Here is a 17,021-nt window from a genome sequence, read left to right as displayed (position 1 = left end):
CTGTTCAGTCGAGGTGTTGACGCCGCTCTTCAGGCGTTTAAAGTCACCCTGGCAATCGACTTCGACGCGCTTGCTGAAGTCACCATCGGCCAGTGCGCCGACCACGCCGTTGACCTCCGTGATCACGTGTTGTTGCGATTCCATCAGCTGGTTGAATGCGGAGACCGTTCGCCCAATCTCATCCCGCCCGTTGATCTCGGCGCGGAGGGAGAGATCTCCAGTCTTTCCGACTCCAATGACGGCTTCCGACAGCTTTTGAAGCGGTCGCGTGATCCCCATAGCAATCGTGAAGCTGACCCAGCCACCTAGCACGAGTGCGAGCGCCAGGATGATCCATTCCATGGTAATCATCGCCGCGACTTTCCCGGAGGATTCGGCGGCGAACATTCCAACCGCCTTGTTCATGTTCTTCAGAGTCTCGATATTGAGAGTGCGGATCTCGCTCATGTTCGCCAGATATGCCGCCGAGTTCACCTGATCCTGCGCAATCGCTGCCGCCGTGGTCTGCAAAGCGCCCCACTTCTCAGCTACCACTGCCAACTGCTGCTGTATCTCGGTATTCTGAGTCCCCGGTAGCAGCAACTCTTTCTGCATGCCGAGATCCGAGAAAGTGGCACCGCCTTCTCGCAGGGCCGCTAGCGATACCTCAAAGAGCTTGCGCGTCTTCTGGTAGGGAGCCTCGGCCCCCGTGGTCAAAAGCTGAGCGGCAAGATTGGCGTCGTTCGTAATCGACGCCTTCAGAACCAGCAAGCCCATCAGATCGCCTACACGGAAGTCTCTCTTTGGGCTACTCGGAAGAGCGTTGTGGCAGGAGACGCAACCCTGCTTCGCCAGATCCGCTCGGGCGTAGAACAGCGAAGCCCCGGTGCCGCGTGCAACGACACGGGTGAATGGAGTGTCGGGGTTCTCAGCGAGAGCCGCCCACGCCGCCTCTCCAATCTCAGTCTTCAGACCCTTTTCGGGATCGATATTGTACTTGCTGAGCAGCTCGTACTCGTATCCCGCATCACCACCGCGAATGATGTCGGCGACCTCCTGGGTAAACGTCGCGGGTGCCGGTATGGCGTTGTGCACCCCAGCGTAGTCTGGTGATGCGTACACCGCGCTATCGTCTCTCTTGAGCTTCCCGACGACGTTCTTGGCGTAGTAGGCGCGGTCGGCCAGAACCTGTGCCGCCGCCGTTTCCACCCGAGAGACCGTAGAGGCGAGTACCTGGCGACCGGAAAGCTCGTCCAATAACTCCTTCGTGTACTTCTGGGTCAACATACGCTGACGACCGGCGACGTTGATTACGCTGGCGTCAGCTTTTTGCTGGTTCAGCGTCAAGACCGTATAGGTGACGACTCCAATCAGAGTACTGGCGAATAGCAACGCCAGACCGGCGAGTTTCCTACCTACAGGGAGGTCGCGAAAGAAGTTCGAAGTGGTCTCGGGGGTTTCTGGCATCGGAAGCAATTCCCTTTGTTGGGTACGCAAATCCCGAGCACAGTCGAACGGAATTCCCGCGGGTAGACCCGCGAAACCGCCGATCGAACCCATGCCTAAATTCCATATCAGTTCAACTTCTCCGATATAGATCGAATCCCGATATCCCCTTCTTGAGTGGCAGAAGGGCACAGTTCGAGAATTCGCGTCGTTAGGTGACACGTTGGACAGACGCGCTCACGCGCGCCATAGATCAAACGACGGCGTCCGGGTAACGGGCAACGTGAAACCGAAAAGAGGAATTCGGATCCCGGGTTTCGAATGCTCCGAACTCACATCGAGGCTTCCGATCGGTCGCTCGCTGTCTTCCGATCAACACAAGGCGATCGGGGGGCCGTGAAGGCCGGTTTCCGCTTCCGCTCAAGCAGCATTCCTTTGGATCGCCGGTACTTCGTTCTCAAATCGTACCGGAGAAACGGAGCTGATCGGACCAGCGCGGAAAGTGGATGTGCGGAACGACGGGCTCGCCGTTGGCGACCCCGTCGTTCCTTCAGTTCAAACGAGCAAGGTGGCGGGATCGAGTCCGAGCGCGACGCGGCCCGTGACGCGAGCGGATTGACTGGGCTCCAACGCCGCGTGAGTCGTCATGGCGTGCACGTCTCGGTAAGCCCGCTGAATGGGGCTCGACTTGAAGATTCCGTGGGCACCGCTGGCTCCGGAGAGTTTTCCGATCACCTCCTGACACGAGCGCAGACCCAGACCGACGTTGCGCTTGTACAAGGCTCGCTCTTCGATACTGAATTCGTGTTTCTCTCGGGCGAATTGCGCGATCTGGGCCAGGTCCCGCTCCCAGAGGAGATCCACTGCATCCATAAGGTAGGAAGACTCACCTAACAACACGTGAACCGGCGTCTGCTCGGACACCTTCTCAGCGCTGTACGTGATCATCCGGGTCTTGGATCGCTCGATGAACGACGCGTAGGTTCCGCGAGCCATTCCGAGTGAAGGCCCGACCAGTGCGAAGAGCAACATGGTTCCAAAGGGAACGCGATAGAGCGGACTGTCGGCGTAGAGTTCAGCGCCGGGAGAATGACCCGAGAAGGCATCGACGAGCGGTAGGGAGCGGTAATCGGGAACAATCGCTCCATCGATCACGACGTCCTTGCTGCCCGTTCCGGCGAGACCGCTGACGTGCCAGTTGTCGTCGATGCGGTACTGATCCTGGGGTACGAGGAATAGGCGCAGGTCCGGGACGGGAGAGTCCGAGGGAACCTGGGCGCCGACCATCATCCAACTGGATGCATCCACCCCGCTCGCGAAGGACCAGCGGCCGCTGATCCGGATGCCGTCGGCCACGCGCTCGGCCGTGCCTGTGGGCGCGAAAGAGGCAGCTAGCAGCGTATCCGGGTCCTCTCCCCAGACATCTTCCTGAGCTTGGCGATCGTAGAGACCCAGCATCCAATTGTGGACCGCGAGAACTCCGAGGCACCAGCCGGTTGAACCGCAGCCCTGAGCGAGCTCCACACTGGCCCTGATGAGCGCAACCGGATCCAGCTCATATCCGCCAAAAGCTCGCGGTTGAAGGAGTTTGAACATACCGGCGTCGCGCATTTCGCGAGCCGTATCGGGCAGGAGACTCCGGGCTTCTTCGGTCTTCTCTGCCCGCTCGGCTATGGCTGGCAAGAGCGCACGGGCCGCGGGAATGACGTCTTCGAGCTTCATGTCAGGATCTCCGTAATATTGAAATACTGACTATAGTCATAAACTGACTTGCGTCAACCATGAATTTTGTCATAATTCAATCGTGAAGACAGCCATCAGCGAAAAGGCGCCGACCACCCGCAGCCAGCGGCGGCGCCAGCGAACCCGGGCCCGAATCCTCGAAGCCGCAGCGCAGCTCATGAGCGAGCGCGGAGTCGAGGAAGTCACCATCTCGGACATCACGGATGCTGCGGACGTCGGCCATGGCACCTTCTACCTGCATTTCGAGAGCAAGGCCGATGTGTTGCGTCCCCTGATCGACGAACGGGCCAGTTCCATTCACGAGCAGGTCGACCGGGTCGCAGACGGCAACCAAGACCCGGCCCTGCGCCTGGCCACCGGTATCCGCATCGCGCTGCGCACGATCCACGGCGATCCGCTGTGGAACTGGTGCGTATTTCATTCGGGAACCCCCTTCCGCAATCTGGGGGAAGGAATGGGCGCGCCCCCACTCGACGATATGAACCGCGGCCTGGCCAGTGGTCGCTTCCAGGTCAGGAGTCGGACCACCGCCTGGAGCTTGATCGACGGAGCGATGATCGGAGTGCTCACCGCGTGGAATCAGAACAGACTGGACGAGGATGCCGCCGAGATCGCGGCGGAATTCATCCTGCGCGGACTTGGAGTTCCTCCGGAGGAAGCGGCGCGCATTGCCAGAGAACCACTGGAAACGTCTTGACGCTTTTCGTCTTTCAGAACACCTAACAAGTTCCCTGGAAGTCAAACCAGGAATCAAGGAGTAGAACTCATGGCCACAGTCCCCCGAACTTACTTCAGCCACATCGGCATTCACGTCCACAACATGGAGGTGATGGTGAGCTTCTACACCGAACTCATGGGTCTCGAGATCACCGACCGCGGCAAGCTCCCCCTTCCGGGTAATCCCGAGATCGTCTTCCTGAGTTCCGACCCGGAGGAACATCACCAGATTGCTCTGGTCGAAGGCCGCCAGGACGGCGGGATAGAGGCCGGCGTGGTGAACCAGCTCTCCTTCCACGTGAAGAGTCTGGATGAACTCCGCGCCATGAAGACTGCCGCCGAAAAGGCCGGTGTCACGCGCTTCATGCCCATCAGCCACGGACGCGGCTGGTCGGTCTACTTCCCGGATCCCGAAGGCAATGGCATCGAGTGTTTCGTCGATACGCCGTGGCACGTTCGCCAGCCAGTAGTCGATCCCCTGGATCTCTCTTTGAGCGAAGACGAACTCACGGCGCAGACCGAAGCAAAGTACAAGGGCACTCCGGACTTCCAACCCATGGAAGACTGGAAGCAGGCCCTTGCCCAGCGGCTGAGCGAGAGATTCGGCGAGTAGCGAACGGGGAGCGACCCGGGCCTGCACAAAGAGCGGCGCCCACGATTTCGGACTCATTGAAGACCGAGCGCATCGAGACGGACCCGCTGATCGTCTGCAGCGGCTTCGCCGGTCTATGGGCGGCCATCAGCGCACGCGAAGCGGGAGTCGAACGCGTGGCCGTCCTGGACAAGGCGTCGATCGCGATGTCGAGTCAATCGAGACTGTGTGCGGGCGCCACAATCTACTGCCTGCCCGAAGACGACAGCGATCTCTGGTTGCGCGATATCGGTCGGGCCCCTGCGCAAGAGCCGAATCCAGGCCTGGTAACTCGCTTCGGATCTGGAATTGACAAGAATTCCAATCGTGCGAGAATTTGGTCGTGTCTTCTACGATCGAGTTATTTCCGACCAGAGCTTTGGTCCTGGGAATGATCCGGAATGACGGGAAACTGCTCGTCTCCGAACTCAACCCGGTGGCGGAAGCCTGTGGAATCACTTCGGAACGGCTGCGTTCCTGCCTGCGGCGGCTGGTGGCAAAGGGAATCCTCAGTCGCTCCGGTAGCGGCAGGTGGACCCATTTCGCCCTGACCGAACTCGGGTTGGAAAAGCTGCAAAAGGGTAGGAACCGGATAAAGCTCGCCTATCTGCAGGACCGCGGTGAACGACCCTGGGACGGCAACTGGCATCTGGTCGGCTTTGCGATTCCCGAGTCGCGTCGAACTCTGCGAGACAGCTTCCGGACACGGCTTCGAAAACTCGGCGGGGCACCGATCCAGGGCGGACTCTATGTGTGTGCCCACCCGTGGGAACCCGATGTGATGGCCGAGGCCAAGCGTCTCGAAGTGGCGGGCTACATCAGCCTGATGAGCACGCGGGACCTGGAGATCGCCGGTACTCGAGATCCGGAAACCATCGCCGAAATGCTCTGGTCGCTTCGGGATCTTGCGCAGCGTTATCACGAGTTGAACCAGCGGTACTCTGAAATGGTTCCCAGGCTCAAGAACATGCGCGACTACAACATGGCTCTTTCAGACGGCCGTTTCGTGCAGCATACGCTGCGAATGGGCGTCGATTTCTCGCGCATCTTCGATCCCGATCCCCTTCTCCCACTCGAACTCTTGCCCGCCCCATGGCCGGGAACTCTGGCCCGCACGTTGATTCGCCAGGGGCGCGCTCTGGCGTTGCAGATTCGTCAGCAGCAGAAGGGTGCCTTGTTGTTCAGCGATTTCGACGAGACCATTGGAGGAATGGAAAGATGAAGTTCGGAATTTTCTACGAACACCAGCTTCCGCGCCCCTGGGGCCCCAATTCGGAACAGAAGATGTTCCAGGAAGCACTCGATCAGGTCGAACTCGCCGACAAACTCGGGATCGACTACGCATGGGAGGTCGAGCACCACTTTCTGGACGAGTACTCCCACTCTGCAGCGCCCGAGGTCTTCCTCGCAGCGTGCTCTCAACGCACCCAGCAGATCCGGCTAGGCCACGGGATCGTGCTGATGCTACCGGGCTACAACCAACCCGCCCGCGTGGCTGAGCGAATCGCCACCCTCGATCTGGTTTCCAATGGCCGGGTCGAGTTCGGCACCGGGGAATCGGCATCGCGAGCAGAACTCGAGGGCTTCAATATCGAGTGGACGGCCGAGACCAAGCGCGAGATGTGGCGCGAGATGACCGAGCAGACTGCCAATATGCTCGCTATGGATCCCTACCCGGGATACGAGGGCGAGTACTTCTCGATGCCGTGTCGGAACGTGGTGCCCAAGCCGGTACAGCGTCCGCACCCGCCCCTCTGGCTGGCGTGTTCGAACCGCGAGACGATCCACGAAGCTGCCCGAAACGGCATGGGAGCGCTCACGTTCTCCTTCGTGGACCAGAGCGACGCCAAGAAATGGGTCTCGGAGTACTACGACATCATCAAGAACGAGTGCGTTCCCATCGGTCACACAGTCAATGCGAACATCGCCATGGTCACGGGTTTCTCGTGTCACGAGGATGCCGAAGAAGCCAAGCGGCGAGGCATGGACGGCTTCCGCTTCTTCGGTTTTGCACTCGGACACCACTATCTTTTCGGTGCCCACACGCCGGGACGAACCGATATCTGGCAGGCTTTCGAACAGGCGCGCGACACGATCCCCGACGAGGGAGCAAATCGCGGAATCGGCACACCCGACCAGATGCGCGAGCACCTACAGGGCTTTGCGGACGCTGGGGTAGATCAGGTGATCTTCATCCAGCAGGGCGGCAAGAACCGCCACGAGCACATCTGCGAATCCCTCGAACTCTTCGCCAGGGAGGTGATGCCCACCTTCAAGGAGAACGAGGAAGAGCGCGAGCGCAAGAAGCAGGCGGAGCTGGCTCCGTACATCAAGAAGGCCCTTGAGCGCAAGAAATACCTGCCAGCACTCTCGGATGACGAGATCCCCGCCATACTCGCCTACGGCCGCGATATCGTGGAGCGTGAGGGTGTCGAAGATCAGGCGCGCGGCGGCTCGTTCTCGATCCCGAAAACGGACCCGAACGCATGAGCAGTTAGGCTCCGTCACTGATCCCGATCTGGAAGCAGGTCCTCGAGTTCGTCGGAGCGGACGAGTTCATCGACTTGCTCCCAGCACTGCGGGAGCGCGCAATCAGCTCGGAACGATCTGATAGTCCGCCGGCTTGAAGTTCCGCACTCGAAGCACGTATTCGAACGCCAGGCCCGGGTACAGCGAGTGGTTCGAACCGTCTTCGTTGAGGTACCAGCTACTGCAGCCCGAGGTCCAGACCGTGTGCTTCATGCGCTTCTGCAGGCCAGTGTTGTAGGTGTCCTGCACATCTTGCTTGACCTCTACGGTCTTGATGTCCTCGGCGATCATCTTGCGAATCGCCTGCAACGCGTGACGGATTTGCGCCTCGGTGTAGACGAGCACCGATGTGTGCCCCGGTCCGGTGTTCGGCCCCATGATGATGAACCAGTTCGGGAAGCCCGAGACGCTGACGCCCTTGTAGGCGACGGCACCGTCGGACCAGGCGTCGTCGAGCGAGCGCCCATCGCGTCCGATGATCGGAAACGGTGCCGTGGCCAGACCGAGTTGATAGCCGGTAGCGAGGATCAGCGCGTCGATGGGATGGTCGACACCATCCGCAGTTTCGATCGAATTGGCGTGAATCTCCTCGATCCCGGACGTAACGAGTTCGACGTTGTCACGATTGAAAGCGGGATAGTAGTCGTCGGAGATCAAGAGCCGCTTGCAGCCGAACTGGAAGTCGGGGCGCAGCTTCTCGCGGATCGTTGCATCCACGACGCTCGAGTCGAGGTGGCGCGCCGAGATCCGCTCAAAGACTCCGGATAGCCTGGGTGAGTCGAGGATGACGAACGGTCCCACGAATTCACTCATCCAGTATTTGATCAAGCGGACCGCGCGCTGTAGGAAGGGGAACTGCCGGTAGCGCTTCTTCGTGCTCTCTTTCACGATATAGTCGCGCTTCGGGAAGACCCAGGCTGCGGTGCGTTGGAAGACACTGAGCTTCGCGACTTCTTTGGCCACCTCGGGAACGACTTGTATGGCGCTCGCGCCTGTGCCGATCACCGCGACGCGTTTTCCGGCCACATCGTAGTCGTGGTTCCAACGCGCAGTGTGAAAGACCTCACCGGCAAAACTGTGGATCCCCTTGATGTCGGGATACGCCGGATCGACCAGACCGCCGAGGCCAGAGACGACCGCTCGAGCCGTAACGGTGCTGCCGTCGCTCAGCGATAGATTCCAGAATCCGGCCTCTTCGTCGAAGCGAGCTTCGTTGACCGCGACGCCCAGACGCATGTGATCGCGAAGCTTGTACTTGTCCGTACAATCGCGGAGGTAGTCGCGAATCTCGTCCCATGGCGAAAAGGCGCGCGACCAGTCGGGATTCAATTCGAAGGAGTACGAATACACGTCAGACGGCACGTCGCAGGCACAGCCCGGATAAGTGTTGTCGCGCCAGGTCCCACCGACGTCGTCCTCGCGCTCGATGATCACAAAGCTCAGGATCCCCGCCTTCTTCAACTGAATTCCCATGCCCAGACCGGCAAATCCGGCACCGAGAATGGCGATGGGGAAATCGGGAGTTGAGGAGGCTTGCATCGGGGGTATGTCTCCGGAGTTGTGGCAGGAAGATCTAGCGACAGGATCTCAGAAAAACTCAGCCCCTGCCGGATGGGGAAGAACAACCGTCCAGCCCGGTTGCATCGCGGGCTACGCAGATGGCTGAAAACCCGCCCCCGGGACTGCGCAGATTGGTAACCTGACCCTGGTAGACCCGCGCGCCGAGCAGGAAGATCTGCTCGCGATAGACGTAGGCACGCACGTCGAATTTCATGTCGCGCTCGCCCTCGGGTGTTTCGACGGGAATCGTCCCGGGATCGACCCGCCGCTGAGCCAGGAATCCGCCTTCGAGGTAGATCTCGTCGAGCTTGCGCTTCGAGATCTTGTCGCCGCGATAGACTGCCTTGCTCCCGTAGGCGCTGGCCGGTTTGAAGACCCACTCGCGACGCGTCGCCCAGGCCTCGTCAAAGCTCATCGACGAGAGCTGGCGGGTCTCGGGAACGACCTCGGCCAGAAAGGCGGCATCCTCTGGCGCCAGGCCGAGTTCGTTCAGTGCCGCTTCACTGGAAAAGATCTCGAGCCGTTGCTTGTTGGCGAGCAAGTGGTGCTCTCGCGGTGAAGGTGTCAGGACCACGCGGTTTGCCAGCCAGGCTTCGCGCAGAACAGCCGTGCGCTCACTCGAGAGTTGAAAGTCCGTATCGCGCAGGTAGACCAGATCGATAGGCATGCCGTCGAATTCAACGCCACCGTCTGCACCGGCGACGATATCGACTGTATCGCAGATCCGCGCTTCGATACCGTGGCGCACAAAGAGTTCGCGGAAGAGTTCCATCTCGGGGTGTAGGAATTGCTCGGTAGGGCATTCATCGACGATCGCCACATTGCGCAGCGCGGCGTCCGCGCCTTTCGCCGCCGAATACTCCTCGCGAAAGCTCTGCACGATGAAGGCTTCGACGTCCGCAACGCTGGGCGGATCGCAACACAGCCAGTCGAGTCGCTCGGGCTGGCATAGAGCCGCGGTGTGCAACCCGTTCAATAGAGCGCCGCCCGCGTTCGTATTCACTTCGATCAGACGGGGACCGGACTCACCCAGGTGGAAGTCGTAGCCCATGAAAACCCCGAACGAGCCGGGTTCATGCAGTGCGGCGGCCGGAGCTCCAGCGTCGATGAGGTTCTGATACGGTTTCGAGTGGGCCGTGCGAAACAACAGCTCCACGACCCGGGTCAACATTGCAAACTTCGAAAGCTCGATCGCGAGAATCGTCTGCGCGTAGGGGATCGATTCAGTGCTCACGAATGCGGTTGAGCGGTTGGATGGCGAGGGCATTCGTTGATGATAGCCTCTGGGAGAGCAATGACCTCACAACGACAGATTGAATCCGTCGACTCGAGTGACATCGCAACCGCTTCAGATTCGGGAGATCCCTTCTCCAGACGCTTCTTCTTCATCGTTCCGTGGACCGTGCCGATCGTAGTCGCCGGGCTGACCTATCTGTTTCGCGCCGGAGGGATGCAACCTGGCTCGATCTGGGTTCCCTTGCTCATCATCTACTGGACCACCATCTGGAGTTACACGCTCTACTACCGACGCAGACGCGGCGGCGTGTTCAACCGGGAGCGATTTCGCCTTAGCTTGAAACTCCGCGGTGATCACCTGTTCCTCCAGTATCTCCTGGTCTACGGGCCTCTCATCTGGACCGTTCCCCTCTGGGCCACTAACTACCTGCCGCATCTCACGACCAATATGGCGTTGGCAATTCTTGTGGCCTCGTTGATCAACGGACCCAGCGAAGAGATCTACTGGCGAGCCTGCCTGGATGATGCGGGCAAAGCGGCGGGCGTATCCGAGCGAAGGCGATTGACTCTCGCCCCCATCATGTTTGCATTCTGGCACACGGCCTTCGTCATTCACCTGTTCCCACTCGACAAGAACTGGATCTTCGCCTGGGGAGCGGTTCTGCTCGCGACCTGGATCAGCGGAACGATCTGGCTCTGGGTCATGCATCGTAGCGGGCGACTGGTTCCGCAATGCGTGTACCACGGCTGCACGAACTTCTTCAGTGTCTTTCCCGCCGTGACCATCACGGTCCTGCACCTGATGTTCTGAGCTCGGGATCCAGAGCGATTGGTACGGTTCCGTCTTGCACGTCCAGGACCAGAAGGGGGAGCAGGCGGCCGAGGGCGCGCAGGTCTTCGTCCGTTCCGTCGTGGCGGTATCCCATGAGCTTGGCCACGAACTTCGCGGCTTCCGGATTGCGCTGTCCGTAGTCGAGGAGTTCGCGCTCTCGTCTCTCGACGGGAAGCGGATTCGCCACGACCTGAACGCGTCGACTGCCCGACTGGATGCTCGCGCGCGGAGTTGCGATCAGGTTCTTGTACCAGTCTGCGCCCTCACCAAATCCAGACGCGATAATGAATTCGTCCCGCACTGCGTCGTAGCGGAGCACCTCCACCACGGCTCTGCGTGTCAGACCCGACACCCGTCCCGTGTGCTCGATGAGGATGAAGCGCTTGCCGAGCAGTCCCCCGAGCCCGAGCCGGTACAAGGCGATCGGTGCGCGATAGAGTCGCCGAGTCAGACCTCGCGGAACTTTGACCTCGCGGACTTTCTCCAGGCTCATCCCATGCCTCCGTTCAATAGCGAGATCTTCGCCGTCATGATTGCGACCATCAAGATGATTCCGACGCTGGCCAGCAGACCCAGCGAACTCCAGCAACGCATCAGGCGCGCGAAATCGACGGGCAGCTCTCCGACCTCCCGCGCTGCGATCGAAAGGCGATGGAGCCTCGCTTCCAGGTGGACCGCAAGCCAGAGCAAGCCCACGAGTCCCGTGTACAAGGCCAGGACCTCTGCAAGCCATCCACTCAATACGGGAGTGCCGGTGAGAAGAGCCATCCAAAGGCCAGTCGCGAACAGAATCAGAGTCGAGGGAATGAGGAACACGCGGTTTTGACGCGCAACCAGATCGAATGCGAATTCGATCCGGGCCAGGTCACCGCTTCGAACCGCACTGCTGGCCGCATAACCATTGGAGAACGAGATTCCCGCAAACAAGCTGACGCCCAGCAGATGAATCACCTTGAGAAAGAGATAGAGCGACATCAGGAATCCGCGTCTCGTTCAAGACTGGTGATCAGCTTGCCCAACAGCAAGTGAAGTTCTCGCTTTTCCCGCGACGAGAGTCCCGTGGTTGCGCTTGCGAGCCGGGCCTGGGTGCGAGGCTCTACCCCGCGCACGAGTCGGCGGCCGGTCGTCGAAAGAGTGACCCGGACCTCGCGGCCCTGCGCTTCGAGCAGGATCAGGCCGTCGTCGTCGAGACGATTCGCAAGAGCGTGGGCTCGCTGCCGCGTCACGCCCTGCAAGCGCGCCCAGGCAGTCTGACTCAGTCCATCCGGAAACGCGTCGAGTACTGCGAGCGCAATTCCCATGCTGCGACTGATACCGAGCGGTCCGATGATCTCGTCGACGGCATCACTCAACAGGACGTGGGTGTGTCCGATGCGATCTGCGATCTCGGAGGCGAGGCGACCTGCGTCCATTCGTTGTCTGTAGAGCCAATTGAGCATACTGTCAACTTGGTTGACAATACGTTGGCGCGCGAACCCGGAAATCGGCAGTATCGAATCCCTCTCCCCGCGCCCGAATGGAGACTTCGTGAACGACCCCGTCTACGCGAGCCTGCACGCAGCCTGCTCTCGGCCGGCACCATTTTCCCGGATCACCACCGACACACTCTGGACCGACGAACATATCTCCGCCCAGATGTTGCGACTCCACCTGGACCCGGATGAACACAAGGCTTCGCGGCCACGGGCCTTCGTCGAGCGTTCCCTCGAATGGATCAGTCGACGTTTCGTACTGGGTCCCGATAAGCGCGTCATCGACTTCGGCTGCGGGCCGGGGCTCTACACCACGGGTTTTGCGCGCTGCGGTGCAACAGTGGCAGGTATCGACTTCTCGCGCCGCTCTCTCGAACACGCCCGGGGAGTCGCGACCGAGGAAAGCCTGGAGATCGAGTACATCGAAGCCGACTATCGTCAGTTTCGGCCGTCGGGGAAGGCGGACCTGGTCACGCTCATCTATCAGGACTACTGCGCCCTGGCACCAGACGATCGCCACAACCTCCTGGTCGGCTTCCGCGAACTGATCGCCGACTGCGGACACTTGCTACTGGACGCCTCCGCCTTGACGGCCTTCGAAGCCAGGCACGAAATGGTGTTGTTCGGCGAGCGGTTCATGGATGGCTTCTGGTCAGCCGGTCCATACTTCGGCCTGCAGTGTTCCCTCCGCTACGAGCCAGAGCACGTCAGCCTCGACCACTTCACGATCTTCGAACCCGAGCGGCGCTGGGAGGTCTACAACTGGATGCAGTACTTCGAGCCCGAAAGCCTGCAACGGGAACTCGAGGCGGCGGGTCTGCGAGTCCTGGAGGTCTTCGCCAATGTGTGTGGCGACCCGTACGACGACGCGGCCGCGGATCTGGCGATGATCGCCGTAGCCGACTGAACGCGCCGTCGGGAGGGGGTTGCGACGGACGGCTAACGAATCGCCAGGATATGCAGACTGGTGATGGCCTTCGCGTAACCCATCGCTTCTTCGTGGCCAATATTGAGGTCATCCATGATCTCGCGCACCTGCGGGTCGTTGAAATCGATTCCGTCGCCGAAACACGACTCTCGCTCTACCCGCACATCGCTGAAACCGGCTCGCCGGATCGTCGCCAGATACTCCTCTCGCAAGGTCGCACCGCCGACACAACCGATCCAGGCATCGAGTCGATCGACGAGGGCCGGTGGAAGTGGCCGGTCGACGACGATATCGGAAACCATGGCGCGACCACCCGGACGCAGTACGCGAAACGCCTCGGCGTAGACGCGGTCCTTTTCCGGCGACAGATTGATGACGCAATTCGAAATGATCGCGTCCACACTCTGGTCTTCGAGTGGCAGATCCTCGATCTGGCCCTTGCGAAACTCCACGTTCTCGACGCCCACGCTGCGCGCGTTCTCTCGTGCGCGCTCGAGCATGGCGTCCGTCATGTCGATACCGATCACCTTCCCGGTTGAACCGACCTGCCGCGCCGCCAGAAACGCGTCCATGCCCGCTCCGGATCCCAGGTCGACGACGGTCTCACCGGGCCGCAGTGCATCGATCGCGGTCGGGTTGCCACAGCCCACTCCCATGTTCGCACCCTCGGGCACGGCTTCGAGCTGGTCGTCGCTGTAACCGATGCGCCGACCGACCTCGTCCACGCGTTGCCCGTCGCCCAGTCCGGCACTCTCGGCCACGCGTGTGTAACCTTCGCTGACCCGGTCGCGCAGTTCGTCGGCGTCCTGCGGACGCGTCGTTGAATTGCTCGTAGTACCTGTACTCATGATGTTCTCCTCGCGCGCTGCTTCGACGGGGGTTTTCCTACACCCTGGCAGCAGTTCTCGGTCAGGTAGTTGACCAGTTCGGTCGTGGTCTCCAGATCCGGGCTGTAGATTCTGGAGCGGCCATCGCGCTCGCACTGGACCAGCCCGGCACTGCGGAGTTCCTTCAGATGGAACGAAAGCGTCGCGGAGGGAATCCCGAGTTCGTCGCCGACGACACCGGCGGACAGTCCATCGGGACCCGCCCGAACCAACAGGCGAAAGACGTCGAGTCGCGTTTCCTGGGCGAGTGCCGCGAGTGCGCTGATCACGGATTGCTTTTCCATAGTTCCAACTTTATGGAATTATCGATGGAGAGTCAAGGGCCGCCTCTCCTGCACGCCGGAGCCCGTGGGCCTATGCTCTCGATTCGGGCCCTCGGACCGGCCCAGTGGAGATCGCGAAAAGATGACCGTGATGGTGGAGGGATACGCTCATCGCACCGGCGAACACTGCGCGTCGACCGCACTGCGCAATATCCTCTCTTTCCGCGGAGTGAACTTCTCCGAGGAAATGATCTTCGGCCTGTCTTCGGGTCTGGGTTTCTTCTACATCCAATCCCACCACCTGAGCCCCACGCGCATGTTCCACGGTCGCACGATGACTCTCGAGAGCGACTTCAGCCTCAACACGCAGATCCCCTTCGAGGATCGCCCGATTGCCGATGACGACCAGGCCTGGACTGCGGTGCGGGAGCAGATCGACGCCGGCCTGCCCGTGATGGTGTCCACCGACACCTTCTATCTGCGCTACCACAACACCACGAGTCATTTCCCGGGTCATCGGGCAGTGGTCGTCGGCTATGACGATACATCCGAGACGATCTATCTGGCCGACCGGAAGTTCGATGCCTACCAAAGCTGCAGCTTCGAAGAACTGAAGCACTCCCGCAACGCCCCCGACTATCCGATGAGCTGCAACAACCAGTTCGGGGATTTTCAGGGTGATGTGAAGCTAGGCGTATCCATCGACGAAGCCATCCTGGCGGCGATGCGTCGAAACGCCAACGGGATGCTGACGGAGACGGATTCAAACGCGTCGGGTGTTCGAATGGGAGTTGACGGTATCCGCACAGTCGCAGACGACCTCCCCGACTGGCACGAACTCGAAGATTGGTCGTGGGCCTCACGCTTTGGCTATCAGATCGTGATCAAACGCGGTGCGGGCGGGAGTTTCTTCCGCTCCCTCTACGCTTCCTTTCTCGAAGAGGCGGCGGAGTACGTACCCGATATCGCGACCGCCCGCCTACCCCAGATCATGACGGCCATCGCAGCCCGCTGGCGCGATCTGGCCACCTTGCTGAAAGAACAGAGTGAAAGGGAAAGCTGCGAACCGGCACTGTTCACCCGCGCGGGCGAGATCGCGGCGGAACTCGCGGACGCCGAGCACGCCTTCTTCACGTCGCTGCGCGAGGTCGCCGATTGAGCGACCCTTTCGAGGGTGATTCGCAAGACACGCTCGCCTCGACGCGAAGGGAGTTTGCCCAGCAGGCGGACGCGATGTCCAGGGCGGCGGCATTCAATGCTTCTCAGGCAATCGAGCCTTTCGTTCGACTGCTCGGCTCGACGCCGGACGGACCGGTGCTCGATCTGGCCTGCGGCCCGGGGATCGTCTCCTTCGCCCTCGCTCAGACGGGTATGCAGATCGTCGGTGTCGATACGACGGCGGAAATGCTCTCCCACGCACGTGATGCGTGTCGCGATCTCGAACGCGGATCCGCCGAGTTTCGCGAGGCCGACGCGGCCTCCCTGCCCTTCGATGACGGGGCGTTCGCGGCAGCGGTCACCCGCCTTTCGATCCACCACTTTCCGATCCCAGAACGGGTACTCGGCGAACTGCATCGGGTGGTGCGCGTCGGAGGGAGCCTCGTCGTAGGAGACGTCGTCGCGTCCAACGAGCCTGCAGAGGCACGTCTGCACAACTCTCTCGAACGGCTGCGCGATCCTTCGCACTGCCGATTCCTGAACGAAGCGGAGATCAGCGCCGCAATCGAGTCGGCGGGATTTCACATCGAGACCATCGAGGCCTGGGCGAATCTGCGGAACTTCGATGAGTGGGCCGCGATCGTGTCGGATGCGAGATCGATCGAACCCCTGCGCGAAGTGATGCGCGCATTGGCCAGAGCGAAGTCCGAGGCGGGAATCGACCTCTGCCTACGGGGAGAGGCGGTCGAGTTTACCCACCACTGGCGCTTCATCCGGGCGGTTGCCCTCTAATCCCGCGTGGCGTCCGGGCACCGGGATAGTCACCGGGCTTCTGGAACGGGACACTAGTGCGAGCGACTAACGGCTCTTCCAGACCGGCTCTCGCTTCTGGGCGAAGGCGGCCAAGCCCTCGCGGGTGTCCTCGGATTGCATGACCGGCTGCGCGATCTTCATCTGTTCGCGCCAGGCCTCTTCATCCGTCCACTCGCCAGAACGCTGAATGATCTGCTTGCTGGCGGCCAGGGCGAGCGGACCGTTCGCAAGCACCTGTTTGGCCAGTTCAAAGGCCACGTCGAGCGCCTTGCCGGGATCCGCCAGGCGATTCACGAGCCCGAGTTCGTGCATTCGCTCGGCCGTCCAGGTGTCGGCCGTGAGCGCGAGTTCCATCACCAGGTGATAAGGGATGCGGCGTGGCAATCGGAACAGAGCCCCGCCGACCGCCACCAGATTGTGGCGTACTTCGGGAATGCCCATGCGTGCGTCGCGCGAGGCGACGATCAGATCGCAGGAGAGGCAGAGTTCCAATCCACCGGCCACCGCATGCCCTTCGACGGCTGCGATCAGTGGCTTGTTTGGCGGCTGCGTCATGATCCCGAAGCCTCCTCGCTTTCGCGTCACACCCATGTCGCCGCGCGCGGCCGCCTTCAGGTCCTGTCCTGCTGAGAACGCCTGCCCCGCACCCGTGAGGATTCCAACACGCAGATCCGGGTCCGCCTCGAAACGATCCATTGCGGCCTCCATCGCGGACGCCGTCGCACCGTCGAAAGAGTTGCGCGCCTCGGGCCGGTTGATCGTCACGAGCAACACGTGGCCGCGGGTCTCGGTCAGGATCAGTTCTTCACTCGTTTTGCTCATCATCA

Annotated in this window: 19 protein-coding genes; 9 read left to right on the top strand and 10 right to left on the bottom strand. The window is 60.9% G+C overall.

The features are described 5' to 3' along the window. Nucleotides 1-1,539 (bottom strand): HAMP domain-containing protein (locus GY725_12920; GenBank protein ID MCP4005089.1); only part of this gene is annotated, 1,539 nt, incomplete at its 3' end. A 441-nt stretch (nucleotides 1,540-1,980) separates the two neighbouring features. Continuing rightward, nucleotides 1,981-3,147 carry a hypothetical protein gene (locus tag GY725_12915; protein ID MCP4005088.1) on the bottom strand — a complete coding sequence of 389 codons (1,167 nt, stop codon included), beginning with the start codon at nucleotides 3,145-3,147 and terminating at the stop codon, nucleotides 1,981-1,983. An 82-nt stretch (nucleotides 3,148-3,229) separates the two neighbouring features. Here GY725_12915 and GY725_12910 point away from each other — a divergent pair, with 82 nt between their 5' ends. From GY725_12910 to GY725_12890, 5 genes are all read left to right on the top strand, one after another. Continuing rightward, nucleotides 3,230-3,865 (top strand): helix-turn-helix transcriptional regulator, encoded by a 636-nt coding sequence (locus tag GY725_12910; GenBank protein MCP4005087.1) that lies wholly within the window; start codon nucleotides 3,230-3,232, stop codon nucleotides 3,863-3,865. Nucleotides 3,866-3,934: 69 nt separating this feature from the next. Beyond that, complete coding sequence (locus GY725_12905; protein ID MCP4005086.1) at nucleotides 3,935-4,498, top strand: glyoxalase; 564 nt, start codon at nucleotides 3,935-3,937, stop codon at nucleotides 4,496-4,498. Nucleotides 4,499-4,554: 56 nt separating this feature from the next. Next, complete coding sequence (locus GY725_12900; protein MCP4005085.1) at nucleotides 4,555-4,911, top strand: FAD-binding protein; 357 nt, start codon at nucleotides 4,555-4,557, stop codon at nucleotides 4,909-4,911. Further along, the gene (locus GY725_12895) at nucleotides 4,860-5,738 is read left to right on the top strand and encodes a transcriptional regulator (GenBank protein ID MCP4005084.1); all 879 of its coding nucleotides are present in this window, start codon (nucleotides 4,860-4,862) and stop codon (nucleotides 5,736-5,738) included. The genes GY725_12900 and GY725_12895 overlap by 52 nt, the downstream gene beginning before the upstream one ends. Beyond that, complete coding sequence (locus GY725_12890; GenBank protein MCP4005083.1) at nucleotides 5,735-7,006, top strand: LLM class flavin-dependent oxidoreductase; 1,272 nt, start codon at nucleotides 5,735-5,737, stop codon at nucleotides 7,004-7,006. Before GY725_12895 ends, GY725_12890 begins: the two co-directional genes overlap by 4 nt. A gap of 102 nt (nucleotides 7,007-7,108) precedes the next feature. Here the strand turns inward: GY725_12890 and GY725_12885 are convergent, their stop codons facing one another. Next, on the bottom strand, nucleotides 7,109-8,584 hold the full coding sequence (locus GY725_12885; GenBank protein MCP4005082.1) for an NAD(P)/FAD-dependent oxidoreductase: 1,476 nt from the start codon (nucleotides 8,582-8,584) through the stop codon (nucleotides 7,109-7,111). Between the two features lie 58 nt (nucleotides 8,585-8,642). Continuing rightward, on the bottom strand, nucleotides 8,643-9,839 hold the full coding sequence (locus GY725_12880; GenBank protein MCP4005081.1) for a hypothetical protein: 1,197 nt from the start codon (nucleotides 9,837-9,839) through the stop codon (nucleotides 8,643-8,645). 60 nt (nucleotides 9,840-9,899) lie between these two features. On the opposite strand from GY725_12880, the gene GY725_12875 reads away from it, so the two are divergent. Then, entirely contained in the window at nucleotides 9,900-10,652 is a 753-nt protein-coding gene (locus GY725_12875; GenBank protein ID MCP4005080.1) for a CPBP family intramembrane metalloprotease, read from the top strand. Here the strand turns inward: GY725_12875 and GY725_12870 are convergent. Genes GY725_12870 through GY725_12860 form a run of 3 tightly spaced genes read right to left on the bottom strand, consistent with a single transcriptional unit; the run spans nucleotide 10,627 to nucleotide 12,085 of the window. Further along, nucleotides 10,627-11,166: a nitroreductase family deazaflavin-dependent oxidoreductase gene (locus GY725_12870; GenBank protein ID MCP4005079.1), complete on the bottom strand. Its 540-nt coding sequence runs from the start codon at nucleotides 11,164-11,166 to the stop codon at nucleotides 10,627-10,629. The two genes, GY725_12875 and GY725_12870, sit on opposite strands and share 26 nt — an antisense overlap. Then, the gene (locus tag GY725_12865) at nucleotides 11,163-11,648 is read right to left on the bottom strand and encodes a DUF2269 family protein (GenBank protein MCP4005078.1); all 486 of its coding nucleotides are present in this window, start codon (nucleotides 11,646-11,648) and stop codon (nucleotides 11,163-11,165) included. Before GY725_12865 ends, GY725_12870 begins: the two co-directional genes overlap by 4 nt. Beyond that, a complete protein-coding gene (locus tag GY725_12860; GenBank protein ID MCP4005077.1) occupies nucleotides 11,648-12,085 on the bottom strand; it encodes a hypothetical protein in 438 nt (145 codons plus the stop codon). The genes GY725_12865 and GY725_12860 overlap by 1 nt, the downstream gene beginning before the upstream one ends. A gap of 115 nt (nucleotides 12,086-12,200) precedes the next feature. On the opposite strand from GY725_12860, the gene GY725_12855 reads away from it, so the two are divergent. Then, nucleotides 12,201-13,052 (top strand): methyltransferase domain-containing protein, encoded by an 852-nt coding sequence (locus tag GY725_12855; protein ID MCP4005076.1) that lies wholly within the window; start codon nucleotides 12,201-12,203, stop codon nucleotides 13,050-13,052. A gap of 32 nt (nucleotides 13,053-13,084) precedes the next feature. On the opposite strand, the gene arsM is transcribed toward GY725_12855, so the two are convergent. After that, complete coding sequence (gene arsM / locus GY725_12850; protein ID MCP4005075.1) at nucleotides 13,085-13,921, bottom strand: arsenite methyltransferase; 837 nt, start codon at nucleotides 13,919-13,921, stop codon at nucleotides 13,085-13,087. After that, entirely contained in the window at nucleotides 13,918-14,244 is a 327-nt protein-coding gene (locus GY725_12845) for a helix-turn-helix transcriptional regulator (GenBank protein MCP4005074.1), read from the bottom strand. The genes arsM and GY725_12845 overlap by 4 nt, the downstream gene beginning before the upstream one ends. Nucleotides 14,245-14,365: 121 nt before the next feature. On the opposite strand from GY725_12845, the gene GY725_12840 reads away from it, so the two are divergent. Further along, the gene (locus tag GY725_12840) at nucleotides 14,366-15,382 is read left to right on the top strand and encodes a BtrH N-terminal domain-containing protein (GenBank protein MCP4005073.1); all 1,017 of its coding nucleotides are present in this window, start codon (nucleotides 14,366-14,368) and stop codon (nucleotides 15,380-15,382) included. Continuing rightward, nucleotides 15,379-16,173: a methyltransferase domain-containing protein gene (locus GY725_12835; protein ID MCP4005072.1), complete on the top strand. Its 795-nt coding sequence runs from the start codon at nucleotides 15,379-15,381 to the stop codon at nucleotides 16,171-16,173. The genes GY725_12840 and GY725_12835 overlap by 4 nt, the downstream gene beginning before the upstream one ends. 66 nt (nucleotides 16,174-16,239) lie before the next feature. Here GY725_12835 and GY725_12830 read toward each other — a convergent pair whose 3' ends face one another. Further along, on the bottom strand, nucleotides 16,240-17,016 hold the full coding sequence (locus GY725_12830) for a crotonase/enoyl-CoA hydratase family protein (protein ID MCP4005071.1): 777 nt from the start codon (nucleotides 17,014-17,016) through the stop codon (nucleotides 16,240-16,242). Between the last annotated feature and the right edge of the window lie 5 nt (nucleotides 17,017-17,021).

Source organism: bacterium (assembly GCA_024226335.1).
In the GTDB taxonomy this organism is placed as follows: Bacteria; Myxococcota_A; UBA9160; order SZUA-336; family SZUA-336; genus JAAELY01.
This window is presented reverse-complemented; position numbering and strand designations above follow the sequence as displayed.